Genomic DNA, 23,891 nt, shown 5'->3' with positions numbered 1-23,891 from the left:
CCATGCGCACGATCCGGTCTCGCGAGTTCACCGCCGACAGGGCGTGGGGCGCACTGGATGTCGCCGCCATCGAGGGCGCCACCGTCCGTCTGCACTGGACCGATCGTCCGTACCAGTGGCACGTCAATGATGGCGAGGAAGTCTTCGCCGTGCTCGACGGCCGCGTGGAGATGCGCTATCGCCAGGGCGAGGCCGAACACGCAGTCGTGCTCGAGGCCGGCGACCTGTTCCATGCCGGGCAGGGCGATGCGCATGTCGCCCATCCGATCGGCGAGGCGCGCATCCTCGTGATCGAGAAGGCCGGCAGTCTCTGACCCTCCAAGGATGCCCACGATGTCGTCGTCCGCTGCCTCGCCGATCCTCGAAACCGAACGTCTGATCCTGCGTCTGCCCAAGGCCGAGGATTTCGATCGGTACGCCGAACTGTTGGCCGACGAGACTGCGGCGCGCTACATCGGCGGGTGCCAGCCGCGCGCGGCGGCCTGGCGCAAGTTCCTGCAGCAGCCCGGCGCCTGGCTGCTGCAGGGCTTCGGCATGTTTTCGGTCGTCGAGCGCGCCGACGGACGCTGGCTGGGCCAACTCGGGCCCTGGCGCCCGGAGGGCTGGCCGGGCAACGAGATCGGCTACGCGTTCCATCCCGATGCCTGGGGCAAGGGTTATGCGGTGGAAGCGGCCGTGGCGGCCATCGACTGGGCGTTCTCGGCGCTGCACTGGGACGAGATCATCCACTGCATCGATCCAGCGAACATCGCGTCCCAGCAGGTCGCCCGACGACTGGGATCGACCCGGCTGCGCCCCGGTCGGCTGCCGGCACCATTCGAGGACCACCCCATCGACATCTGGGGCCAGACACGCGCGCAATGGCGCGAGCACCGACAGCGCTTCGCATGACCACGATCCACGGCTACTCGCCGTCCGGCAATTGCCACAAGCTGCGGCTGTTGCTCGAACAGCGCGGCCGCCCGTATCGCTGGATCGAGACCGACAGCAGCCGCGGTGCGACCCGCACCCCGGACTACCTCGCCAAGAACCCCAACGGCAAGGTGCCGATGCTCGAGCTCGACGACGGCCGCGTGCTGGTGGAGTCGAACGCGATCCTGCACTGGCTGGCCGAGGGCAGCGAGTTTCTGCCCGACGATGCGTGGCAACGCGCGCAGGCGCTGTCGTGGATGTTCTTCGAGCAGTACAGCCACGAGCCCTGTCTGGCCGTCGCCCGTTTCATCCGGGGCTGGACGCCGCTCGATTCGCCGCGCCGTGCCGAACTGCCGCGCCTGCATGCGCGCGGCGCGCAGGCGTTGGCGGTCATGGAGACGCACCTGTCGGCGCGTCCCTGGTTCACCGGTCCGCGCTATGGCATCGCGGACATCGCGCTATTCCCCTACACCGATGCGGCCGGCGACGGGGGATTCGACCTGTCGCCGTACCCGGCGCTGTGCGACTGGCTGGATCGCGTGCGCGCGACGCCGCGGTTCGTTGCGATGCCGGCGCCCGCGCCCGAACACGCCGCGCTGATCGCGGCTTCCCATTAGCAGGCCCCGACTGCATGTTCGCCACCGTCCCCAACCCGATTCCCGCCCGCATGAAGGGCCTCAACCGCGCCGAGATCTGCGACGCGAACTTCCAGCAGTTCGTCCGTGACTGGCGCGGCCCGGTGCGGACCCGCCCGGCCGATGCCGATGCGGTGCTGCCCGGCAGCGCGCTGGATGCGCGCGGGTTTGTCGAACTGCTCGAGTCACAGTTGATCAGCCGGCATCTGGACCTGATGGCGCGCGTGCTGCGCGTGCAGAACAAGGTCTTCTACACGATCGGGTCCAGCGGTCACGAAGGCAACGCGATGGTCGCGCGCCTGACTCGGCATACCGATCCGGCGTTCCTGCACTATCGCAGCGGCGGCTTCATGGCCGAGCGCTTCCGCAAGCTGCCCGGCATGGACCCGGTGATGGATTCGGCGCTGTCGTTCGCGGCCAGCCGCGAAGATCCGGCCAGCGGCGGCCGCCACAAGGTTTGGGGCAGCAAGCCGCTGTGGGTGCTGCCGCAGACCTCGACCATCGCCTCGCATCTGCCCAAGGCCTTCGGTACCGCGGTCGCGATCGAGCAGGCACGGCGCATCGGCCATGCGCTTCCGGTGCCCGACGACAGCATCGTCGTGTGCTCGTTCGGCGACGCCTCGAGCAACCACGCGACCGCGCAGACCGCCTTCAACGCCGCCGCCTGGACCGCCTACCAGAAGCTCCCGGCGCCGGTGCTGTTCGTCTGCGAGGACAACGGCATCGGCATCTCGGTCAAGACGCCCGACGGCTGGATCGCGCGCAATTTCGCCCAGCGCCCCGATCTGGATTACTTCGCCGCCGACGGCCTGGACCTGGCCGTGGGCTACGGCGAGGTCGAGCGCGCGGTCGCGCATTGCCGGCGCACGCGCCGGCCCACCTTCCTGCACCTGCGCACGACCCGGATCATGGGCCACGCCGGCACCGACTTCGAAATCGAGTGGCGGTCGCTCGAGGAACTGTGCGCGGTCGAGGCGACCGATCCCTTGCTGCGTTCGGCGGCGATCGCGCTCGAGTCCGGGCTGATGAGTGCCGACGCATTGCTGGCGCTGTACGAGGACACGCGCGCGCGCTGCTTCGCCGCTGCGCACGATGCCGACAGCCGGCCGCGGCTGGAGACCCTGGCCGAGGTCATGCAGCCGCTGGCGCCGTATTCGCCGGCCCAGGTCCAGGCCGAGGCCACGCGCTACGCGCACGCCGCCGGGCGTGCAGCGGTGTTCGGCGGCGAGGCCAAGCTGCCCGAAGCGCAGCCGCCGCGGCACCTGGCGATCCAGATCAACCAGGCGCTGCACGACCTGTTCGCCAAGTATCCCCAAGCGCTGCTGTTCGGCGAGGACGTGGCGCAGAAGGGCGGCGTGTACACCGTCACCAAGGGCCTGCAGAAGGCCTTCGGCCCGCGCCGGGTGTTCAACACGCTGCTCGACGAGACAATCGTGCTCGGGCTGGCGCAGGGCTACGCCAACATGGGGCTGCTGCCGCTGCCCGAGATCCAGTATCTGGCGTACTTCCACAATGCCGGCGACCAGATCCGCGGCGAGGCGGCGAGCCTGCAGTTCTTCAGCAACGGCCAGTACCGCAACCCGATGGTCATGCGCATCGCCTCGCTGGGCTACCAGCGTGGCTTCGGCGGCCACTTCCACAACGACAACTCGATCACCGCGCTGCGCGACATCCCGGGCCTCGTCGTCGGCTGCCCGTCGCGCGGCGACGACGCGGCGACCATGCTGCGCACGCTGGCCGCGCTGGCGACGGTCGACGGCCGGGTCTGTGCGTTCCTCGAACCGATCGCGCTGTACATGACCAAGGACCTCTACGAACCCGGTGATGGCGGCTGGCTGACCGCGTATCCGCCGCCGGACCAGGCGATGGCCTTCGGCGAGGAACGGGTGTATGCGCCCGAGGCGACCGATCTGCTGGTGCTGACGTTCGGCAACGGCGTGCCGATGAGCCTGCGCGCGGCGCGCACGATCGAGGCCGAGCGTGGCTGGCGCGTGCGCGTGGTCGACCTGCGCTGGCTGTTGCCGCTCAACGAAGGCGCGATCGCACGGCACGTGGCCGAATGCGATCGGGTGCTGGTGGTCGACGAGGGGCGGCGCAGCGCCGGCGTGGGCGAGGGCATCGTGACCGCGATCACCGAGGCGGGCTTCGGCGACCGGCCGCTGCGCCGGGTGGTCGGGGCCGATACGTTCACGCCGCTGGCCGGCGCCGCGTTCCTGGTGATCCCGTCGGAGGCCGACATCGTCGCCGCCGCGACGGCCATGGCCTGAAACGATGAAGGGCCGGCGCGGTGCGCCGACCCTTCGTGGCGGTGCAGGTCCGGTCAATCGGTGAAGCGGGCCCGGACCTCGACGCGGCGGTTCGGTGCCAGGCAGGCGATCAATGCCTGGCCGCGCTCGCTGCGGCACTCGACCACCGGCTCCACGTCGCCGCGCCCGACTGCCGTGATCCGGTCGGCAGGCACGCCGTGCTCGACCAGATACGCGCGCACCGCTTCGGCCCGCTGGTTGGACAGCCGCAGGTTGCCCTTGGCGTTGCCGATGCGGTCGCTGTGGCCGATGACGTGGACGATGTCCAGCCGGTGCGCGCTGCCCGAGAGCCGGGCGGCGATTGCGTCGAGTGCGGCGCGCCCGTCGGGGCTGAGGTCGCCGATGCCGGCCTTGCCGAACGCGAACAGGCCATCGGCGTCGAGCTTCTCGATGAAGGCGCTCGACGGCGCGGGCGACTGCGGTGCCGGCGCCTGCGTCTCGGGTGTGGACGAGCAGGCCGCCAATGCGAGCGAAACAACGGACGCGGCGAAGGCCGCGGACAAGCGAGTGCGCTTCATGACATTCCCTTTGAGCTTTCCAGTTCCCCTGCCACCGGACCGCAGCCGGTCCGGCGACTGCCTCGACATTCCCCAGCGCTTGCGCGCCCTGTCAGCGGCCGAGCATAGCAGCCGCGTCGGGCATGAAAAGGGGAAGGCTTCTCCAATGTGCGAGACGGGAATCCCACTTCGGATAGGCAGCGGCCTGTCAGCCGGAAGCCGCTCTTCCCTCGGTCAGGGCCGCTCGCGGTCCGGCCACGCGAAGCACGCGCGGCGTTCGCATGGCTGCGCGGCATGCCGCGCAAGCCATCCATGCTCACCCTGTCCTGACTCGGGTGCGCGCCCGCTCCGCTTCGCGGATCGGTCCGGCCCGGCGCAGCGCGCCGGGCGTTCGCTCGCTCGCGCGGCATGCCGCGCAGGCAGAGCTGGCTCATCCATGGCGCGCTTGACGCGGCCACCGGCCGCCAGTCCGCTGCTTCACTCTGACTTCAGACGGAAAAGACAGCTCCCTTCGTCTCAGTGCGTCGCACTTGTAAGCTGATAGACGCTAAAAAGACAGGCAGACGCTCAGCGCGCCAAGCCTTCGCACAGTGGTACGGCCGTCACTGGATGTGTATCGAGGGCCAGTGACGCAGGTCCCAGATCCAGTGGCAGCACCGCAAGCTGGACCTGCGTCGAGACCGCGACGAGCCGACCGACCGGCGCGCCATCGGCGGCGACGTCCTGGCCGGTCTGTGCGGCATCGGCCCCCTGCAGCGCGACCAGGCCGCGCTTGCTCTGGCCCAGGAAATGCGTCCGCGCCACGATCTCCTGACCCGGGTAGCAGCCCTTCTTGACGCTGTAGGCCTGCAGGCGGTCGAGCGAGAGTTGCTGCGGCGTCCAGCGATCGAACTCGCTGGCGGCCAGCCGCGGCAGCCCGTGTGCCAGGTCGATTGCACGCCACCGCGCATCGGCTTCGCTCTGGAACGCGGCATCAGGTTCGGGTGTCGTGGCCGTGTCCGACTCGATCGGCTGCAGGCGCAAGGTGCGTGGCTGCGACGGCACGCCCAGGTCCAACTCCGCCGTCTGGCCATCGAATGCGGCCTGGGCGCCGCGTGCGGCCGACGGGGCGGCGAACCGGCCTGTGGCCGCAGTGCCCGCCATCGCGATCGCGACCTTGCTGCGGAACACGAATCGTTTCAGCGCATCGGCGAACGTGGCGGGGTCGGCGTCGTGCAGGACGACATCGAGCGTCTGCGCGTCGCGGCGCAGCAGCGCGAACAGGGCGAGGAGGCGGCCCTTGGGCGTCAGCCAGCCGCTCCATTGCCACTGGCCGTCGGCGAGCGCGGACACGTCGTTCATGAATTGGGCCTGGGCGAATGCGAGTGCATCGCGGCCCGATAGCCGCAGCACGTGCAGGCCGGAGAGGGCGAAATCCGCGTCGGGCAGGGGATGTGGCTTGTTTACCATGGGTGTGGGAACTAAAATTGAACGGATGATCACCCCGGACATCATAGGCGACGACGCGGCAACGCCGCGGTCGGAACCGGCGGTCACGCCCGTTCCGGCACCCGAGCCGGAGCCAGCGGTCGAGATCGGGGGCCGTGATGGCCTCGATCCCACCCGTTACGGCGACTGGGAAAAGAACGGCCGCTGCATCGATTTCTGATCGCCGCCGCATCGCGTTGGCGATAGCGGCCCTGTGTACCACCAGCCACGCGGTGCGACGCCGCCAGCGAGGAGACCAGCCAGCGATGGCACATTCCAACCGTCCTCTGTCGCCGCATCTGCAGGTCTATCGACCGCAGATGACGTCGACCATGTCCATCCTTCACCGCATCACCGGCATTTCGCTGGCGGTCGGTGGCATTTCCCTGGTGTGGTGGCTGATGTCCATCGCCGCGGGCGGCGAAGCCTACGAGTTCGCCTCCCGGCAGTGGGCCTCGCCGATGGGGCTGATCTTCCTGTTCGGCTTCACGCTGGCGCTGATCTACCACCTGCTCAACGGCATCCGCCACCTGCTGTGGGATGCGGGCTGGGGCTTCGAGATTCCCAAGGCCTATGCCTCGGGCTACGCGGTGTTCGTGGTCGGCTTTCTGATCACCGGCATCATCTGGTTCTTCGGCCTGCGGGGTGCGGCATGAGCGGTGGTGGTGGAGAGACCTCGCGCGCAGTGCCGCTGCGCACGCCGGTCAAGCGGGCCCAGGGCCTGGGCTCGGGCAAGTCGGGCACGACGCACTTCTGGAAGCAGCGGGTCACCGCGATCATCCTGGTGCCGCTGGTCGTCTGGTTCGTGCTGACGCTGCTGTCGCTGGTCGGCGCGGAGTTGGACACCGCACGCGCGATCATCGCCCGGCCGTGGAACGCGATCCTGTTCTCGATCTTCCTGGTCACGCTGTTCTGGCACGCCAAGCTCGGCCTGCAGGTCGTGATCGAGGACTATGTGCACAAGCGGTCCTTCGAGCTGGCCCTCCAGCTGCTCGTGACCTTCCTCTGCGGGCTGGGCGCCATCGCCTCGCTGTACGCGATCGCCCGCATCGCCTTCACTGCCTGAGTCCGTGATGACCGCTTACCCGATTACCGAACACAAGTACGACATGATCGTCGTCGGCGCCGGCGGCGCCGGCCTGCGCGCGACCTTCGGCCTGGCCCACAAGGGCCTGCAGACCGCGTGCCTGACCAAGGTCTTCCCGACCCGCTCGCACACCGTCGCCGCCCAGGGCGGTATCTCGGCCGCGCTCGGCAACATGGGCGAGGACGATTGGCGCTTCCACTTCTACGACACCATCAAGGGCTCGGACTGGCTGGGCGATCAGGACGCCATCCAGTACATGTGCCGTGAGGCGATCCCGGCGATCATCGAGCTCGAGCACCAGGGCGTGCCGTTCTCGCGCACCCAGGAAGGCAAGATCTACCAGCGGCCGTTCGGCGGCATGACCACGCATTACGGCCAGGGCATCGCCCAGCGCACCTGCGCGGCCGCCGACCGCACCGGCCACGCGATCCTGCACACGCTCTACCAGCAGTCGCTCAAGCACGATGCGCGCTTCTTCGTGGAGTATTTCGCGCTTGACCTGATCATGGACGAGGAGGGCGCCTGCCGCGGCGTGCTCGCACTCGACATGGCCGAGGGCACGTTGCACCTGTTCCGCGCCCAGGGCGTGGTGCTGGCGACCGGCGGCTACGGCCGCGCCTACTTCTCGGCAACCTCCGCGCACACCTGCACCGGCGACGGCGGCGGCATGGCGCTGCGCGCCGGGCTCGGCCTGCAGGACATGGAGTTTGTGCAGTTCCACCCCACCGGCATCTACGGCGCGGGCTGCCTGATCACCGAGGGCGTCCGCGGCGAGGGCGGCATCCTGCGCAATGCCAGCGGCGAGCGTTTCATGGAGCGCTATGCGCCCAATGCCAAGGACCTGGCCTCGCGCGACGTGGTCAGCCGTTCGATGACGATGGAGATTCGCGAAGGTCGCGGCGTCGGCGAGCACAAGGACCACATCCACCTCGACCTGACCCACCTCGACCCGGCCGACATCCACAAGAAGCTGCCCGGCATCGCCGAGAGCGCGCGGATCTTCGCCGGCGTCGACGTGGAGAAGCAGCCGATCCCGGTCATCCCGACCGTGCACTACAACATGGGCGGCATCCCGACCAACTACCACGGCGAAGTCGTGCAGCTGAAGGATGGCAATCCGGATGCGGTCGTGCCCGGCCTGTACGCGATCGGCGAAGCGGCCTGCGTATCGGTGCACGGCGCCAACCGCCTGGGCTCGAACTCGCTGCTCGACCTGGTGGTGTTCGGTCGGGCGGTGGCCAACCGCTGCGCGGAGACGATCAAGCCCGACGCGCGCCACAAGCCGCTGCCGGCCGATGCCTGCGACAAGTCGCTGGCGCGTCTGGACAAGCTGCGCAATGCCAAGGGCGACACCGCGACCGCGGTGATCCGCGACCGCATGCAGCGCACGATGCAGAACGACGCGGCGGTGTTCCGTACCAGCGAGACGCTCAAAGAGGGCGTGGACAAGATCCGCGAGATCCACGCCTCGTTTGCCGACGTCAAGGTCAGCGACCGTTCGCTGGTCTGGAACTCGGACCTGATCGAGACGTTGGAGCTGGAGAACCTGCTGGGCCAGGCGCTGGTGACGATCGTCTCGGCCGAGAACCGCAAGGAATCGCGCGGCGCGCACGCCCACGAGGACTACCCGGACCGCGACGACGAGAACTGGCACAAGCACACGCTGTGCTGGGCGGACGAGGCCGGCAACACCAAGATCGACTACCGTCCGGTGCATATGTACACGCTCGACGACGAAGTCGAAGTCGTGCCCCCCAAAGCACGCGTCTACTGAGCCGGGAGACCCCACATGGCCGAATTCACGCTCCCGAAGAACTCCAAGATCAAGAAGGGCCGGCACTTCCCGGCCGCGCCGGGCGCCAAGCGCACGCGCACGTTCAAGATCTATCGCTGGAATCCCGATTCCGGCGAGACCCCCAGCACCGACACCTACGAGCTCGACCTCGACAAGTGCGGGCCGATGGTCTTGGACGCGCTGATCAAGATCAAGAACGAGATCGATCCGACGCTGACGTTCCGTCGCTCGTGCCGCGAAGGCATCTGCGGCTCGTGCGCGATGAACATCGACGGCACCAACACGCTGGCGTGCACGCGCGCGATCGACGACTGCAAGAAGAGCGAGGTGCCGATCTACCCGCTGCCGCATATGAGCGTGGTCAAGGATCTGGTGCCCGACCTCACGCACTTCTATGCGCAGTACGCGTCGATCCAGCCGTGGATCCGCACCCAGACCGCAGCGCCGCCGGATCGCGAGCGGCTGCAGTCGCCCGAGGACCGCGACAAGCTCGACGGCCTCTACGAGTGCATCCTGTGCGCCTGCTGCTCGACCAGCTGCCCGAGCTACTGGTGGAACGGCGAACGCTACCTGGGTCCGGCGATCCTGCTGCAGGCCTATCGCTGGATCATCGACAGCCGCGACGAGGACACCGGCGCGCGCCTGGACGATCTGGAAGACCCGTTCAAGCTCTACCGCTGCCACACGATCATGAACTGCGCGCGGACCTGCCCCAAGGGGCTGAATCCCGCCAAGGCGATCGGCCAGATCAAGCAACTGATGCTCGCACGACGTGGGTGAGCGGCTGCGCTTGGCCGATGCATCCGCATCGGCCGCAGCCGCGAACGCCCGCACACGGATGTGCGGGCCGGCCTCTCCGGAGCCGACACTGCCGCGCCACGGATGGCATGTGACCTCGCGAACGCCCGCACACGGATGTGCGGGCCGGTCTCTCCGGCGCCGGCAATGTCACGCCATGGAGGGCATGGGACAAGCCTGATGCGTCATGAGCGCCAAGCCGATGCATCCGCATCGGCCGCAGCCGCGAACGCCCGCACACGGACGTGCGGGCCGGTCCTTCCGGGGCCGACACTGCTGCGCCACGGATGGCATGTGACATCTCGAATGAAGCGAGCGCGCCAAGCCGACGCATCCGCGTCGGCTGCGCTCGCGAATGCCCGTACCCAGGACGCACGCCCGTGACCGACCACGACGACACCACCGAACTGCGCCGCCTGCGCTGGCGCAGCCGCCGCGGCATGCGCGAGCTCGACCGGCTGTTCGAGCGCTGGCTCGACCGGTGTTGGGCGACATCCTCCGAAAGCGAGCGGGATGTTTTCCGACGGCTGCTCGAATGCGAGGACGATAGGCTCTGGAAATGGTTCCTCGGCCATGAGCGTTCGCCCGATGCACAACTCGACGCCCTCGTCCAAACCATCCGGGCGCTACCACCCGATCCCTGAGCCGGCCAGGCTGCACTGGCGGCCCTCGCGCCTGCTGGTCGCCGCGTTGGGCCTGCTCACGCTCGCTGCCTGTGGCGCCTTGCTGCTGTCCGAACTGCCGGGCCCGATGGCCTGGCTCGGTATCGCCTGGGTCCTGGCCAGCGGCCTGCGCACGATCGTGCGCACCGCGCGACAGCCGCCACATCGCATCGTCGTGCAGGCGACGGGGCGGATGCTGCTCGATGGGCGGCTGCTGGAAGCGCCTTCCCTGCATTGGCGCGGCCCGATCGTTCGCCTGACCTGGCGCGAGGGCCGACGCACGCGCAGGCTGCTGTGGTGGCCCGATACGCTGCCGGCACCGCAGCGCCGTGAACTGCGTCTGGCCGCCGCGATGCGTCCACTGCCACGCGCACCGGAATCGGTGGCACCATAGCCGCTGCCCGGCGGGACGGGCACGGCGATCGCGCCATCGCCAACGACCCGCATCCATCGACGGACGCCCATGCTCAGACCCATCCCTGCCGCCATCGGCCTGCGTTATCTCCGGGCGAAACGGCGCAACGGCTTCATCTCCTTCATCTCGCTGGCCTCGATCTTCGCGATCGCGATCGGCGTCACCGTGCTGATCACGACCCTGGCGGTGATGAGCGGTTTCCAGAAGGAAATCCGCGATCGCATGCTCGGCATGGTCGCGCACGCGACCGTGAGCGCCGAGGGCGACACGCTGCACAACTGGGCACGTGCGGTCGAGGTCGCGCGCGAGGACCCGCGCGTGGCCGGCGCGGCGCCCTACATCGACACGCAGGCGCTGCTGCGCGGACGCCGCAACGAGCCGGCCGCGGTCCGTGCGATCTCGCCCGAGGACGAGAGCCAGGTGTCCGACTTGTCCACCTCGATGGTCGTCGGCCAACTGTCGGACCTGCAACCGGGCAGCTTCAACATCGTGCTCGGCCGCGAACTCGCCCTGTGGCTCGGCGTCGGTGTCGGCGACAGTGTCATCGTGACCACCGATTTCCAGGTCACGCCGATGGGCGCGGTGCCGCAGCTCAAGCGCTTCACCGTCAGCGGCCTGTTCGAGGCCGGCTACCAGGATTTCGACCGCCGGCTGGCGGTGGTCAACCTGCAGGACGCGCAGCGGCTGCTGCGCATCGGCGACGGCGTGACCGGTGTGCGCCTGAAACTGCACGACATGGATCTGGCCCAACAGGTCACCCGCGACCTGGTGCACAGGCTGGGCGGGGTCTACCGGGTCAGCGACTGGAGCACGGAGAACGCGAACATGTTCCGCGCGCTCAAGCTCGAGAAGACCATGATCGGCATCCTGTTGTCGCTGATCATCCTGATGGGGGCGTTCTCGCTGTTGAACTCGCAGGTCATGCTGGTCACCGACAAACATGCCGACATCGCAATCTTGCGCACGCTCGGCCTGACCCCGCGTGGGGTCATGCAGGTGTTCATGGTGCAGGGCACGATGATCGGCGTGATCGGCACCGTGCTCGGGGTCTGCGGCGGCCTGCTGCTGACCTTCAATCTCGAGCACATCCTGCGCGCCCTCGAGCGCCTGTTCGGCGTGGTGCTGATGCCCGAAGACGTCTACTACGTCACTGGTCTGCCGATCGACCTGCAGGCCAGCGACGTGACGATGATCGGCGTGATCGCATTGTTGATGGCGTTCCTGGCCACCCTGTATCCGGCGTGGCGCGCGGCGCGCACCGCCCCGGCGGAGGCGCTGCGTTATGAGTGAGCACGCGCAAACGGCGGCCGATGCCGTCGTGCTGGCGGCTGAAGGCCTGGGCAAGACCTACGCCGAGGGCAAGCTGCATACGCCGGTGTTCGACGGGCTCGACTTCGCGGTCCGCGCCGGCGAGACCGTTGCCATCCTCGGTGCTTCGGGCGCCGGCAAGAGCACGCTGCTGCACCTGCTCGGCGGGCTGGATGTACCGAGCGCGGGCGAGGTGTTCGTGACGGGACAGAAGATGAGCGCGCTGTCGAACGCGGCGCGCGGGACGCTGCGCAACCGCGCGCTCGGCTTCGTCTACCAGTTCCATCACCTGCTGCCCGAGTTCACCGCGCTGGAGAACGTGATGCTGCCGGCACTGCTCAACGGCGCCAGCGACAGCGATGCGACCACGCGTGCGCGCGGTCTGCTGGAGACGGTCGGGCTGGGCCACCGGCTCGGCCACAAGCCGGGCGAGCTGTCGGGTGGCGAGCGCCAGCGCGCCGCGGTGGCGCGGGCGCTGGTCAACAAGCCGGCCTGCGTGCTGGGCGACGAACCCACCGGCAATCTCGACGAGCGCACGGCCGCGACGGTGTTCGAGTTGATGCTGGAGATGAACCGCGCGCAGCGCACGAGCCTGGTGCTGGTGACCCACGACCGCCGACTGGCGCGCAAGCTCGACCGGGTGATGGAACTGCACCAGGGCAAGCTGCGTGAGGTCGCGCGCGACGAGGTCTGACGCGGCGCCTCGCGGCGCTGCGCGGTTGCCGCGACGCCCGTGCTACTCGCTGGGCTTGGCCGCCTCGGTCGGACGCTGGGAGGCGGCGCGGCGTGCGAGCACCGCTTCGCGATGGGCGATGTAGCCGTTGGCGCCGAACACGATCGCCGCGCCGGCCATCGTCCACAGGTCGACCGTCTCGCCGAACAGCCACCAGCCGAAGATGACCACGATCGGCAACTGCACGAAGCTGATCGGCTGCAGCGCAGAGACCTCGCCCAGGCGCAGCGCGCGTGTCCACAGCCATTGGCCCAGCGTGCCGAGCACGCCCGTCGCCAGCAGCCACAACCAGGCGACCGGATCGGGCCATACCCACTGGAACAGCGCCGGCACCAGCGACAGCGGCACCCATAGCACGTAGGTGTAGAAGACAATCGTGTCGGGCGGATCGATCTTCGACAGCTGCTTCATCTGGATCGCGACCAGGGCCGCGAGCAGGGCGCCGAGTACCGGGATCAGCATCGGCGCCGAGAACGCCACGCCCGGGCGCAGGATCACCAGTACGCCGATGAAGCCGGCCGACACCGCCATCCAGCGCCGCACGCGCACGATCTCGCCCAGCCACAGCACCGCGGCGATGGTCGCAAACAACGGTGCGGCATACGACAGCGAGACCGCCTGCGACAGCGGCAGATGGCCGATCGCCCAGAACGCGCACAGCATCGAGCCCAGGCCGACCAGCGTGCGCACCAGGTAGCGGCCGAGATGGCGCGTGCGCGGGAGGCCGCCGCCGGCATGCAGCAGGATCGGCAACAGCGCGAGCAGGCCGAAGAAGTTGCGGAAGAACGCGACCTCGGTGGTCGGGACGGTCGCCGACGCGAAGCGGATCGTGATCGCCATCAGCGCGAACGCCGATGTACTGCCCAGCATCAGCAGCGCCGCTTTGCCTGCGGCCGAGGTCGGCTGCCAGCGTCGTGGCAGGCCGCTCACCACGTCGCTCCCACGATCCGCGGCTCGGGCGCCAGGTCCACGCCGAACCGGGCGTGCACCGACGCGGCGATGCGCCGCGCCAGCGCCAGCAGGTCGCGGCCGTGCGCGCCGCCGTGGTTGACCAGCACCAGGGCGTGTCCCGCCGAGACGCCGGCATCGCCATCGCGGTGGCCCTTCCAGCCGCAGCGGTCGATCAGCCACGCAGCCGAAAGCTTGCAGCGCTCGCCATCGACCGGGAACACCGGCAGGTCGGGATGCGTCTCGCGCAGGGCCGCGGCGATCGCGGCGTCGACGATCGGGTTCTTGAAGAAGCTGCCGGCGTTGCCGATCACGGCCGGGTCGGGCAGCTTGCTGCGGCGGATCGCGATCACGGCCTCGGCGACGTCGGACGGCGTCGGTGTGGCGACACCGCGCGCAACGAGCGCGTCGCGGATGCCAGCGTAGTCGAGCACCGGCGCGGCGCGGCGCGAGAGCACGAAAGTGACCGCGGTGACGATCCAGCGGTCGGGTGTCTGCTTGAACACGCTGTCGCGGTAGCCGAAGCCGCAGGCCGCCGCGTCGAGGACGACCGGGGCGCCGCGTGTGCGATCGAAGGCCTCGACCGCATGGATGCGATCGGCGACCTCGACGCCGTAGGCGCCGATGTTCTGGATCGGCGCCGCGCCCACGGTGCCAGGGATCAGCGCCAGGTTTTCCAGGCCGCCCAGGCCTTGGGCCAGCGACCACATCACCACATCGTGCCAGCACGCGCCCGCAGCGGCGCGGACCTGCGCCTGGACGCCGTCGTCGGCGACGATGGCCCGGCGGGTGTCGACGATCGCCAGCGCCGTGTCGATATCGTCGACGAACAGCAGATTGCTGCCGCCACCCAGCACCAGCGGCGCCGCCTCGCCGAGCGCGGGCAGCGCCTGCGGCAACGCCGCGGCGTCGCCGACCTCGAACAGCCGGCGTGCCTGCGCCGGGACGCCGAAGGTGTTGCGGGTGCGCAGGTCGACGCGTTCGCGCAGATCGAACGGGGCGGGCATCGGCGGCTCAGCGCTCCGGGGCAGGGCTGCGGTCGGTGGCATCGCGGCGGCCGCGGATCGCCTCCACGCATTCGCCGACCAGGGCCGGCCCCCGATAGACCAGGCCCGAGTAGACCTGGACCAGCGACGCGCCAGCGGCGATCTTGCTGGCAGCGTCGGCGCCGCAGACGATGCCGCCCACGCCGATCAGCGGGAGGGTCGCGGGCAACTGCGCGCGCAGCTTGCGCAGCACCGCGGTCGCCCGGTCCATCAGCGGCGCGCCGGACAGGCCGCCGGCCTGCGCGGCGGTCGCGTCGGCTTCGACGCCGGTGCGCGCGATGGTGGTGTTGGTCGCGATGACGCCATCCACCGCCAGGTCGCCGAACACCCGGGCCGCGGCTTCGATGCCGCCGTCGTCGAGGTCGGGGGCGATCTTCACCAGCACCGGCACGCGCCGCCGATGCTGGGCGGCCAGCCGCTCCTGCGCCTCGCGCAGCGTCCCGATCAGGCGTTGCAGGGCCTGCGCTTCCTGCAGGTCGCGCAGGCCCGCGGTGTTGGGCGAGGAGATGTTGACGGTGACGTAGTCGGCCAGCGGATAGACCCGCTCCAGGCAGGCCAGGTAGTCGTTGGCGGCCGCGTCGTTGGGGGTGTCCTTGTTCTTGCCGATGTTGATGCCGAGCACGCCGTTGCGGCGCGCGCGTTCGACATTGGCGACCAGCGCATCGACCCCGGCATTGTTGAAGCCCAGCCGGTTGATCAGCGCGCGATGCTGCGGCAGCCGGAACATCCGCGGCTTCGGATTGCCGTCCTGTGGGCGCGGGGTCACGGTGCCGATCTCGACGAAGCCGAACCCCAGCGCGAACAGCGCATCGATGTGCGCGCCGTTCTTGTCCAGACCGGCGGCAAGGCCGACGGGGTTGGGAAAGCGCAGGCCGAAGGCCTCGGTCGGCAGCGGTGCCGGCGCGCCGCCGAGCATCGACGACAGGCCGGCGCGGTGCGCGGCATCGAGCGCGGCCAGCGTCAGATGGTGGGCGCGCTCGGCGTCGAGCCGGAACAGCAGCGGTCGGGCGAGTGCGTACACCTCAGGTCGCCGTCCCGAGCCAGAACAGGCCGCCGAAGAACAGCATCAGCACCACGATGCCGACGACCGTCGCGACGAACTGCACATAGCCCAGCACCAGCCCGGCCACGGCCATGCCGTCGCCGTCGAGCTCGGGCGTGCGGCGGATTTCCGCACGCGCCAGATGGCCGGTGATCACCGCCACCAGGCTGCCCAGCCAAGGCAGCAGGCTCCAGCCCAACAGACCGCAGACCAGGCTGGTGACCGCCAGGGCGCTGGTCCGTCTCACAGGTCGAACTTGATGCCCTGGGCGAGGGGCAGGGCGTCGGAGTAGTTGATGGTGTTGGTCTGCCGGCGCATGTAGGCGCGCCAGGCATCGGAGCCCGACTCGCGGCCGCCGCCGGTCTCCTTCTCGCCGCCGAACGCGCCACCGATCTCGGCACCGGACGTGCCGATGTTGACGTTGGCGATGCCGCAGTCCGAACCGCGCGCCGACAGGAAGCGCTCGGAGGCCTTGAGGTCGTTGGTGAAGATCGCCGACGACAGGCCCTGCGGCACGTCGTTCTGCATGTCGATCGCCTCGTCGAGCTGCTCGTACTTCATCACATAAAGGATCGGCGCGAAGGTCTCGGCCTGCACCACCTCGGCATCGTTCGACAGGCCGGTGACGAGGGTCGGCAGCACGAAGAAGCCCTTGCGGTCGTCGAGCGCCTTGCCGCCGCTCTCGATCGTGCCGCCGGCGGCCTTGGCCTTCTCGATCGCGGCCAGGTAGGCGTCCACCGCGTCGCGCGAGTTCAGCGGGCCCATCAGGTTGGCCGCATCGGTGGGGTCGCCGATCCGCGATTCGACCTGGGCGTAGGCGGTCTTGAGCTTGGCCAGCACGTCGTCGAAGATCGAGGCGTGCACGAACAGCCGGCGCGTGGTCGTGCAGCGCTGGCCGGCGGTGCCGACGGCACCGAACACGATCGCCGGGATCGCCAGCTTCAGGTCGGCGGTCGAATCGACGATGATCGCGTTGTTGCCGCCCAGTTCGAGCAGCGAGCGGCCCATGCGACGGGCGACGCGCTCGCCGACGTGGCGGCCGACCCGGGTCGAGCCTGTGAAGCTGACCAGCGCGATGCGCTTGTCGTCGACGAACGCCTGGGCCAGATCGCTGCCGGCATCGTTGAACAGGAAGAAGATGTCCGGGAAGCCGCCGGCACGCAGCGCCTCGTTGCAGATCTTCATCGACGCGATCGCCGACAACGGCGTCTTCGGCGACGGCTTCCAGATGGTGACGTTGCCGCAGACCGCGGCGACGAAGCTGTTCCAGGCCCAGACCGCGACCGGGAAGTTGAACGCGCTGATCACGCCGACCAGGCCCAGCGGATGCCACTGCTCGTACATGCGGTGGCCGGGGCGCTCGGAATGCATGGTCAGGCCGTAGAGTTGGCGCGACAGACCGACGGCGAACTCGCCGATGTCGATCATCTCCTGGACTTCGCCGTCGCCTTCGGGCTTGGACTTGCCCATCTCCAGTGCGACCAGCGAGCCGAGCGCGTCCTTGTGCGTGCGCAGCGCTTCGGCGCACAGCCGGATCGCCTCGCCGCGGCGCGGCGCCGGCGTCGTGCGCCACTCGCGGAACGCGGCCTGGGCACGGGTCACGATGGTCTCGTAGTCGGCCTGCGAGGTCGCCAGCACCTGCGCCAGCGACTCGCCGCTGGCCGGATTCACCGGAGTCAGCGTGCCGGCACCGGTATCGCGGGCCCATTCGTTGTTGCCGAGATAAGTGCCCGATTCGGTGGAATCGAGGCCGAGCGCGGTGAGGACGGGATGGGACATCGCGAAAAACTCCTGGTGTGCGCTGGCGCCGCGGGGCGGCGCTGGCGAAGAAGGGGGTGCGACGCGGCGGGACAGCCGCTGGGGGATGGTCGCGGAACTGGCGACCCCGGCACGATTCGAACGTGCGACCTTCCCCTTAGGAGGGGGATGCTCTATCCAGCTGAGCTACGGGGCCATCCCTTCATTATAACGTCCGGGCGTTCCCCGGACGACCGCGCTGCCGGCCGGCGAGCGGCCTGGGCAAGCGCGCAGAACGGGGTGGCGTGATGCGCGGTCGCCCAGCAACGACACAGTGGCGCAGGGGGGCCGGCACGCAAAAGTAGGGAAGGCCGGTTGCGGGGGGCCAGGAACCGGGTGCGCAGGCGCCGCGGCTCAATGGAAATCGCGCGAGGGCAGCGGCATCGTGCCGAGCAGGTCGCTGAGGTCGTGCAGGTCGCCGGCGATGAGGTGGGCGACGCCGTCGACCCGTTCCCAGCGGCCGCGCACGGCGAGCAGCCGGGATTCGAGCAGGGCGCGCCGGCGGCGGATCGCCAGGTGCGACCAGACGATGACGTTGATCATGCCGGTCTCATCCTCAAGCGTGACGAAGATCGTGCCCTTGGCCGTGGCCGGGCGCTGGCGCTGGGTCACCAGGCCGGCGACGTGCACGCCGCTGCCGTGGCGCCGGGCCTGCAACTCGCGCAGGCCGATGATCCGCCGCGCGGCCATCTGCGGACGCAGCAGCGCCATCGGATGCGGGCCCAGGCTCAGGCCCAGGGCCCGGTAGTCGGACAGGATCTCTTCGCCGGCGGCGGGCGCGGGCAGGGCGACCTCGGCCTCGTCGGGGCTGCCGGGCAGCAGCGGGCGCCGCTGCTCGATGCCGGCGACCGCCCAGCGCGCGGCATTGCGATGGCCGGCCAGCCCGCGCAGCGCATCGGCCTCGGCCAGCGCCTGGCGCGCCTTGGCCTCGAGGCCGGCGCGCAGGACCAGGTCGGCGATGTCGGCGAACGGGCGTCGGTCCCGTTCGGCGACGATGCGGTGCGCGGCCGCCTCGGGCAGCCCCGCGACCAGGCGCAGGCCGAGCCGGATTGCCGGCTGGACGCCCGGATCGGCGTCGCTGCGCCAGGGCCGGCCGCCGACCAGCGTGCTGTCGTAGTCGCTGTGCAGCACGTCGACCGGCAGCACCTCGACGCGTGCGCGCTGCGCGCTGCCGCGGCGGGCGTCCTGCACGATCTGGCTGGGGGAGTAGAAGCCCATCGGCTGCGCGTTGAGCAGCCCGCAGGCGAATGCGGCCGGCTCGTGGCGCTTGAGCCAGCAACTGGCATAGACCAGCTTGGCGAACGAGGCGGCGTGGCTCTGCGGAAAGCCGTAGGAGCCGAAGCCCTTGATCTGGTCGAAGATCTGGTCGATGAACTCGGGCGAATAGTCCTTCCGCAGCATGCGCTCGCGCACCCGCACCCGGTGCTGCTCCATGTCGCCGCCGCGCCGCCAGGCCGCCATCGAGCGCCGCAGGTGGTCGGCCTCGCTGTCGGTGTAGTTGGCCGCCTTCATCAGCAGTTCCATGACCTGCTCCTGGAACAGCGGCACGCCGAGCGTGGGTGCGAGGATGCTGCGGATCTCGTCGTTGGGATAGTCGACCGCCTCGCGACCCTGCCGTCGGCGCAGGTACGGATGCACCATGTCGCCCTGGATCGGGCCGGGGCGCACGATGGCCACTTCCACCACCAGATCGTAGAAGCGCGCGGGCTTGAGCCGGGGCAGCATCGCCATCTGCGCGCGCGATTCGATCTGGAACACGCCGACGGTGTCGGCGATCTGGATCATCCGGTAGGTCGCCTCGTCCTCGCCGGGCAAGGTCGCGAGCGCGAAGTCCCGCCCGCGATGGCCGCGCACCAGGTCCAGCGTCTTGCGGATGCAGGTCAGCATGCCCAGCGCCAGGCAATCGACCTTGAGCAATTGCATCGTCTCCAGGTCGTCCTTTTCCCACTGGATGATCGTGCGATCGGCCATCGCCGCGTTCTCCACCGGAACCAGGTGCGAGAGCGGGGCATCGGAAATGACGAAACCGCCGACGTGTTGCGACAGGTGCCGCGGATGGCCGCGCAAGCCCTCGGTCACCAGCAGGATCTTGCGGATCAGCGGGTTGTGCAGGTCGAAGCCCGCCTCGGCGATGCGCTGTTCCATCGGCGTGTCGCCGTTGCCCCAGCCATAGCAGGTGGCCAGCAGCGCGATCTGATCGTCGGGCAGGCCGAAGGCCTTGGCGACATCGCGCACTGCGCTCTTGCCGCGGTAGCTGATCACCGTCGCGGCGAGTGCGGCCCGCTCGCGCCCGTACTTGGCGTAGACGTACTGGATGACCTCCTCGCGCCGCTGGTGCTCGAAGTCGACGTCGATGTCGGGCGGCTCGTTGCGCTGTTCGGACAGAAAGCGCGCCATCAGCAAGCGGGTCTCGTCGGGGTTCACCGCAGTGATGCCCAGCGCATAGCAGACCGCCGAGTTCGCCGATGAGCCGCGGCCCTGGCACAGGATCTCCCGCTTGCGGGCGAACGCGACGATATCGGCCACGGTCAGGAAGAAGGCCTCGTAGCCCTTCTTGGCGATCAGTGCGAGCTCGAATTCGATCAGGTCGCGCACCTGGGGCGTCGGGCCGTCGGGCCAGCGCTCAACGATGCCGCGCTCGGTCAGCACCCGCAGCCAGGTGGTCGGGGTGTGGCCGTCGGGGACGAGCTCGACCGGATAGTCGTAGCGGATGCTGCGCAGGTTGAAGGTGCAGCGCGCCGCCAGCGCCGCGGCCGCCTCCATCAGCGCCGCGCCGTAGATATTGCCCAGCGCGCGCCGGGTGCGCAGGTGGCGCTCGCCGTTGCGGAACAGGTGCGCGCCGCAGTCGGCCAGCGGGGTGTTGCGGGCGATCGCGGTGAGCGTGTCCTGCAGCATGCGCTCGCGCCGGGTGGCCATGTGCGCATCGCCGCTGGCCAGCGCCGGCATCTCCAGCGTGCGCGCCAGTGTCAGCAGCGCGTCCAGGCGCGCGGCGTCGTCGCGCTCGCGGTGCAGCTCCACGGCCAGATGTGCGCGCGCGCCGAACAGGGCGTGCAGCCAGCGGCCCTCGTCCGGATCGGGCGTTTCGCCCGGCAGCCACAGCGCGAACAGCCCGTCGGCGTCGCCCTGCAGCACGGTGGCCATGTCCTCGCGTGTGAGCCGGTAATGGCCCTTGGCGGCGGCGCGCCGTGCCTGGGTGATCAGCGCGCAGAGCGTGCGGTAGCCGGCGATCGTCTCGACCAGCAGCACGCAGCGCAGGCCGTCGACGAGCCGGAATTCGCTGCCGACGATCAGCTTGAGCCCGGTGCCTTCGGAGGCTTCGAGCGCGCGCACGATCCCAGCCAGCGAGCATTCGTCGGTGATCGCCAGCGCCTCGTAGCCGCAATGCACCGCACGCTGGAACAACTGTTCGGCATCGGAGGCGCCGCGCAGGAACGAGAAATCCGACAGACAGTGCAATTCGGCGTAGGGCGGCGATCCGGCAGCGCGCGCATCGGGGGCGACGGCGTCGTTGGCCGCCTCGCGCAGCCGGTGCGCGACCGTCCAGGCCCGCGGCGGCTGGCCGCCGGGCGTATCGCGGTCGACGCCGTCGACCGTGCTCATCGCAGCGCTTCCGTGGGCGTTGGAATCGGCCTGCGCACGCTGGTCATGCGAACCACCCGTGCAGCATCCAGCCGTCGCGTTCGCCGACCGGCACGAAGGCCCAGGCGCGTTGCCCGTTCGAGGTCTCGACGCAGTAGTAGTCGCGGCGCGCGTCGCCATCGTCCCACCAGCCGCTTTCCAGCCGTTCGGGCCCGGACAGCACGCGCAGCCGCGGGTCGCGCAGGGGGACCGGCTCGGGCAACAGCCACGCCGGGCGCGGCGGCCGGGGCGGGGCGGGTTCGATGGTGATGTCGTCGCCGGACACCCGTCGCCAGGCGCGTTCGGGCCGTGGATCGCCGGCCGGGGCGACGCGATGCACGGCGTCGTCGCCCAGCCGCGCGCGCAGGCGCTCACGCAGCTGCGGCCAGTCCACGGCCTGCTGCGGACGCGGATCGAACAGGTCGCGGCTGGCTGGCACGAATGGCGGCAACTGGTGGGCGACCAGACCCAGCGCGACGACCGGGCGGTCGACCCCGGTGCGCTCGAGCCGGCTGCGTGCCAGTTCGAACAGCAGCGCCGGGTCGCGCTCGGGCGCGAGCAGACCGACCTCTACCTCGGTGCGGCCGCTGGCGTGCTCGAGCCGCAGCGTGAAGCGCTGCACGCCACCGTCGCGGATCGACAGATAGGTCGCCAGATCGCCGGTCAGCCGGCGCAGCGGGAACAGCAGCGCGGTATGGCTCTCGACCTCGTAGCCCAGCTCGACGCGGGCATCGAAGCGGTCGGGCGGGGCGTAGCAGTCGAGCGGGTCGTCGACGTCGCCGTAGAGCCGATCGAGATGGTCGAGCACCGCGATCCCGCAACGGCGTCGCAGCGCATCGCGCGGCAGGCCGCGCACGTCGGCCAGGTGGCGCAGGCCCATGCGGTGCAGCCGCTCGCCGGCATCGTCGGGCAGCGCCGCGCGCCGGATCGGCGCGCGGTCGAGCAGGGCCCGCAGCGCGCCCGGTTCGGTCACCGCCAGGCCGTCGCGCAGCCCGGCGAGCACGCGCGCCGCACGCGGTGTCGGCGCCAGCGCGATGCGGTGCCGGAAGCCGAGCGTGTCGAGCTCCTGACGCAGCCGATGTTCGAATGTCGGCCAGGGCCCGAACAGGCGGAAGCTCGCCTGAGCCTCGAGCACGATCGCACGCGGCCACTGCGCGCTGACCAGCGAACTGTGGCGATAGGCCCAGGCGGCGAGGAAGCGCTGGCAGCGCGCTTCGGCCCCGGCGTCGTGATCGACGGTGCGCACGTCGGCCAGCAGTGCATGCGCGGCCGACAGCCGCATGCCGGATTTCAGGCCGGCGGCAGCGGCGGCGGCGTTGACCGCGTGCAGGCGCCGCAACTGCGCCGGGCCTTCGACCAGCGCCAGCGGGGCGTCGGGATCGTCGAGACGGCGCAGGACGGCGTCGAGCGCCAGTTGCGGCAGCAGCAGACAGGTCCAGAGCATGGTGGGCTCACGCCTGTGCGCGGGCGAGGGCGTGCGACCGGCGCCCCGAAAGCCGACGGGCAGACGGCCGCGCGGTCGGGACTGCGCTGCATGCGGACGGGCGTGGCGGCATCAGTGGGCCAGCCGGATCGGGCGCGCCGGCGGCTGCGCGCCACGGCATTTGCGCACCTGCCAGGCGTCGTCGGCGGGCAGGTATTCCAGCCGCAGTGCGGCCGGGGAGGCGTTGACCGCGTGCCGACGGTCGCGCACCGCGAAGGCGCAGCAGTCGCCGGCATCGGCCGCGACCTGCAACCGGCGCAGTGCACGGTCGTCCGCCGTCCGTGGCCAGCCCAGCACCGCCGCGCAGGCGCCGCTGCGCAGGCACTGCTCGAAGGCCCACAGGGCATCGCGCGGTGGCGCGACCACGATCTCCAGCCGGGCCAGGTCGACACCGCCGGCCTGCCAGGCCGGCGCATAGGCGACGTAGGGCGGATCGACCAATACCACCCGCCCGCCGGTGGCGGTCATGCGCGCCAGCGCCGGCAGCAGCAACGCGATCTCGCCGACGCCATCGGCCGGCAGCAGCAGTTCGGTCAGCGCACCGCGCGGCCAGCCGCGGTCGGGCAGCACCGCATCGAGTGCGGCCATGCCGGTCGGCTCGCCATCGCCGGCCGTCGCCGTTCCGCGGCCGGCGTGCCAGACCGTGCGCGCGGCCAGCAAGGCGTCCAGGGGCAGGACCTGGCCCATCAGCCCTGCCGCACCAGTCCGCAGAACAGGCCCTCAATCGCGAAGTCGGCGCCCGGCGGCACCACGATCGGCGCATACGCCGGGTTGCGCGGCAGCAGGCGGATGCCGTCAGCGCCCCGCTGCAGCCGCTTGATGGTCAGTTCGCCATCGAGCCGGGCGACCACCGTCTGCCCATCGCGGGCATCGGCGCTGCGGTGCACGCCGACCAGGTCGCCGTCGAGGATGCCATCGTCGATCATCGAGTCGCCCTGCACCTGCAGCAGGTAGTCGGGCCGCAGCGAGAACACGCCGCGGTCGAGCCACAGCTGGCGGTCGAGTCGAATATCGGCGCCGATCGGCACGCCGGCCGCGACCCGGCCCAGCACCGGCAGCGCCAGCAACGGCGGGCGCGCGTCCTCGCCGGGCAGGCTCAGGCCGCGCTTGTGATGTGGATGTGCCTCCAGCAAGCCGACGGCGGTGAGCGCCTGGACATGCTTGTGCGCGGCGCTGCGCGAGGCGAAACCGAAGTGCGCGGCGATCTCGGCCAGGCTCGGCGGCCGGCCGGCACGGATCCGGTCGCGGACGAAGGCCAGCACGGCGGCGCGTTGGGGAGGAAGAGAGTGCATGGTGTACATTTGTACACCTTCCGCCCCCCGTTGGCGAGAGGGCAGGACCC

At 70.2% G+C, this 23,891-nt stretch carries 24 protein-coding genes and 1 tRNA gene; 13 read left to right on the top strand and 12 right to left on the bottom strand.

The features are described 5' to 3' along the window. Window positions 1–2 precede the first annotated feature (2 nt). From ABE487_RS04685 to ABE487_RS04670, 4 genes are read left to right on the top strand one after another with little or no spacing between them, the layout of a single operon-like run. Window positions 3–314 carry a cupin domain-containing protein gene (locus ABE487_RS04685; RefSeq protein ID WP_346444081.1) on the top strand — a complete coding sequence of 104 codons (312 nt, stop codon included), beginning with the start codon at window positions 3–5 and terminating at the stop codon, window positions 312–314. A 19-nt stretch (window positions 315–333) separates the two neighbouring features. Next, window positions 334–891, top strand: coding sequence for a GNAT family N-acetyltransferase (locus ABE487_RS04680; protein WP_346444082.1), 558 nt, complete (start codon window positions 334–336; stop codon window positions 889–891). Further along, the gene (locus ABE487_RS04675; protein ID WP_346449417.1) at window positions 888–1,529 is read left to right on the top strand and encodes a glutathione S-transferase family protein; all 642 of its coding nucleotides are present in this window, start codon (window positions 888–890) and stop codon (window positions 1,527–1,529) included. Before ABE487_RS04680 ends, ABE487_RS04675 begins: the two co-directional genes overlap by 4 nt. 14 nt (window positions 1,530–1,543) lie before the next feature. After that, window positions 1,544–3,814 (top strand): thiamine pyrophosphate-dependent enzyme, encoded by a 2,271-nt coding sequence (locus ABE487_RS04670; RefSeq protein ID WP_346444086.1) that lies wholly within the window; start codon window positions 1,544–1,546, stop codon window positions 3,812–3,814. Window positions 3,815–3,867: 53 nt separating this feature from the next. Here the strand turns inward: ABE487_RS04670 and ABE487_RS04665 are convergent, their stop codons facing one another. Beyond that, window positions 3,868–4,371 (bottom strand): OmpA family protein, encoded by a 504-nt coding sequence (locus tag ABE487_RS04665; protein WP_346444087.1) that lies wholly within the window; start codon window positions 4,369–4,371, stop codon window positions 3,868–3,870. Between the two features lie 546 nt (window positions 4,372–4,917). Further along, on the bottom strand, window positions 4,918–5,799 hold the full coding sequence (locus ABE487_RS04660; protein WP_346449416.1) for a folate-binding protein: 882 nt from the start codon (window positions 5,797–5,799) through the stop codon (window positions 4,918–4,920). Window positions 5,800–5,824: 25 nt separating this feature from the next. Between ABE487_RS04660 and ABE487_RS04655 the strand changes: the two genes are divergently transcribed. The 9 genes from ABE487_RS04655 (at window position 5,825) to lolD (ending at window position 12,576) form a co-directional block, all read left to right on the top strand. Next, complete coding sequence (locus ABE487_RS04655; protein ID WP_346444091.1) at window positions 5,825–5,998, top strand: DUF1674 domain-containing protein; 174 nt, start codon at window positions 5,825–5,827, stop codon at window positions 5,996–5,998. A gap of 85 nt (window positions 5,999–6,083) precedes the next feature. After that, complete coding sequence (sdhC, locus tag ABE487_RS04650; RefSeq protein ID WP_346444092.1) at window positions 6,084–6,473, top strand: succinate dehydrogenase, cytochrome b556 subunit; 390 nt, start codon at window positions 6,084–6,086, stop codon at window positions 6,471–6,473. Further along, window positions 6,470–6,883, top strand: a complete 414-nt coding sequence (sdhD, locus tag ABE487_RS04645; RefSeq protein WP_183425399.1) for a succinate dehydrogenase, hydrophobic membrane anchor protein — start codon at window positions 6,470–6,472, stop codon at window positions 6,881–6,883. The genes sdhC and sdhD overlap by 4 nt, the downstream gene beginning before the upstream one ends. Window positions 6,884–6,890: 7 nt before the next feature. Next, the gene (gene sdhA, locus ABE487_RS04640; protein WP_346449415.1) at window positions 6,891–8,678 is read left to right on the top strand and encodes a succinate dehydrogenase flavoprotein subunit; all 1,788 of its coding nucleotides are present in this window, start codon (window positions 6,891–6,893) and stop codon (window positions 8,676–8,678) included. Window positions 8,679–8,693: 15 nt separating this feature from the next. After that, window positions 8,694–9,479: a succinate dehydrogenase iron-sulfur subunit gene (locus ABE487_RS04635; RefSeq protein ID WP_346444096.1), complete on the top strand. Its 786-nt coding sequence runs from the start codon at window positions 8,694–8,696 to the stop codon at window positions 9,477–9,479. A 458-nt stretch (window positions 9,480–9,937) separates the two neighbouring features. Then, window positions 9,938–10,141 carry a succinate dehydrogenase assembly factor 2 gene (locus tag ABE487_RS04630; RefSeq protein ID WP_346444181.1) on the top strand — a complete coding sequence of 68 codons (204 nt, stop codon included), beginning with the start codon at window positions 9,938–9,940 and terminating at the stop codon, window positions 10,139–10,141. Then, complete coding sequence (locus tag ABE487_RS04625; RefSeq protein ID WP_346452866.1) at window positions 10,071–10,553, top strand: hypothetical protein; 483 nt, start codon at window positions 10,071–10,073, stop codon at window positions 10,551–10,553. The genes ABE487_RS04630 and ABE487_RS04625 overlap by 71 nt, the downstream gene beginning before the upstream one ends. Before the next feature lie 69 nt (window positions 10,554–10,622). Continuing rightward, complete coding sequence (locus ABE487_RS04620) at window positions 10,623–11,864, top strand: lipoprotein-releasing ABC transporter permease subunit (protein ID WP_346449413.1); 1,242 nt, start codon at window positions 10,623–10,625, stop codon at window positions 11,862–11,864. Then, window positions 11,857–12,576 carry a lipoprotein-releasing ABC transporter ATP-binding protein LolD gene (gene lolD, locus ABE487_RS04615; RefSeq protein ID WP_346444100.1) on the top strand — a complete coding sequence of 240 codons (720 nt, stop codon included), beginning with the start codon at window positions 11,857–11,859 and terminating at the stop codon, window positions 12,574–12,576. The genes ABE487_RS04620 and lolD overlap by 8 nt, the downstream gene beginning before the upstream one ends. A 42-nt stretch (window positions 12,577–12,618) precedes the next feature. On the opposite strand, the gene ABE487_RS04610 is transcribed toward lolD, so the two are convergent. The 10 genes from ABE487_RS04610 to lexA form a co-directional block, all read right to left on the bottom strand. Further along, entirely contained in the window at window positions 12,619–13,536 is a 918-nt protein-coding gene (locus ABE487_RS04610) for a DMT family transporter (protein ID WP_346444182.1), read from the bottom strand. A gap of 5 nt (window positions 13,537–13,541) precedes the next feature. Continuing rightward, a complete protein-coding gene (murB, locus tag ABE487_RS04605; protein ID WP_346451628.1) occupies window positions 13,542–14,570 on the bottom strand; it encodes a UDP-N-acetylmuramate dehydrogenase in 1,029 nt (342 codons plus the stop codon). A gap of 7 nt (window positions 14,571–14,577) precedes the next feature. Continuing rightward, the gene (locus tag ABE487_RS04600) at window positions 14,578–15,630 is read right to left on the bottom strand and encodes a quinone-dependent dihydroorotate dehydrogenase (protein ID WP_346451629.1); all 1,053 of its coding nucleotides are present in this window, start codon (window positions 15,628–15,630) and stop codon (window positions 14,578–14,580) included. A gap of 1 nt (window position 15,631) precedes the next feature. Continuing rightward, window positions 15,632–15,898 carry a DUF4190 domain-containing protein gene (locus ABE487_RS04595; protein WP_346451630.1) on the bottom strand — a complete coding sequence of 89 codons (267 nt, stop codon included), beginning with the start codon at window positions 15,896–15,898 and terminating at the stop codon, window positions 15,632–15,634. Beyond that, complete coding sequence (locus ABE487_RS04590; RefSeq protein WP_346451631.1) at window positions 15,895–17,430, bottom strand: aldehyde dehydrogenase family protein; 1,536 nt, start codon at window positions 17,428–17,430, stop codon at window positions 15,895–15,897. The genes ABE487_RS04595 and ABE487_RS04590 overlap by 4 nt, the downstream gene beginning before the upstream one ends. A gap of 98 nt (window positions 17,431–17,528) precedes the next feature. Beyond that, window positions 17,529–17,605 (bottom strand) — tRNA-Arg (locus ABE487_RS04585). Window positions 17,606–17,802: 197 nt separating this feature from the next. Then, window positions 17,803–21,048: an error-prone DNA polymerase gene (locus tag ABE487_RS04580; protein WP_346451632.1), complete on the bottom strand. Its 3,246-nt coding sequence runs from the start codon at window positions 21,046–21,048 to the stop codon at window positions 17,803–17,805. A 43-nt stretch (window positions 21,049–21,091) separates the two neighbouring features. Then, window positions 21,092–22,510 carry a DNA polymerase Y family protein gene (locus tag ABE487_RS04575; RefSeq protein ID WP_346449404.1) on the bottom strand — a complete coding sequence of 473 codons (1,419 nt, stop codon included), beginning with the start codon at window positions 22,508–22,510 and terminating at the stop codon, window positions 21,092–21,094. A gap of 111 nt (window positions 22,511–22,621) precedes the next feature. After that, the gene (imuA, locus tag ABE487_RS04570; protein ID WP_346451634.1) at window positions 22,622–23,236 is read right to left on the bottom strand and encodes a translesion DNA synthesis-associated protein ImuA; all 615 of its coding nucleotides are present in this window, start codon (window positions 23,234–23,236) and stop codon (window positions 22,622–22,624) included. After that, window positions 23,236–23,841, bottom strand: a complete 606-nt coding sequence (gene lexA / locus ABE487_RS04565) for a transcriptional repressor LexA (protein ID WP_346451635.1) — start codon at window positions 23,839–23,841, stop codon at window positions 23,236–23,238. Before lexA ends, imuA begins: the two co-directional genes overlap by 1 nt. Window positions 23,842–23,891 lie beyond the last annotated feature (50 nt).

This window comes from Luteimonas sp. TWI596 (assembly GCF_039674105.1).
In the GTDB taxonomy this organism is placed as follows: Bacteria; Pseudomonadota; Gammaproteobacteria; order Xanthomonadales; family Xanthomonadaceae; genus Luteimonas.
This window is presented reverse-complemented; position numbering and strand designations above follow the sequence as displayed.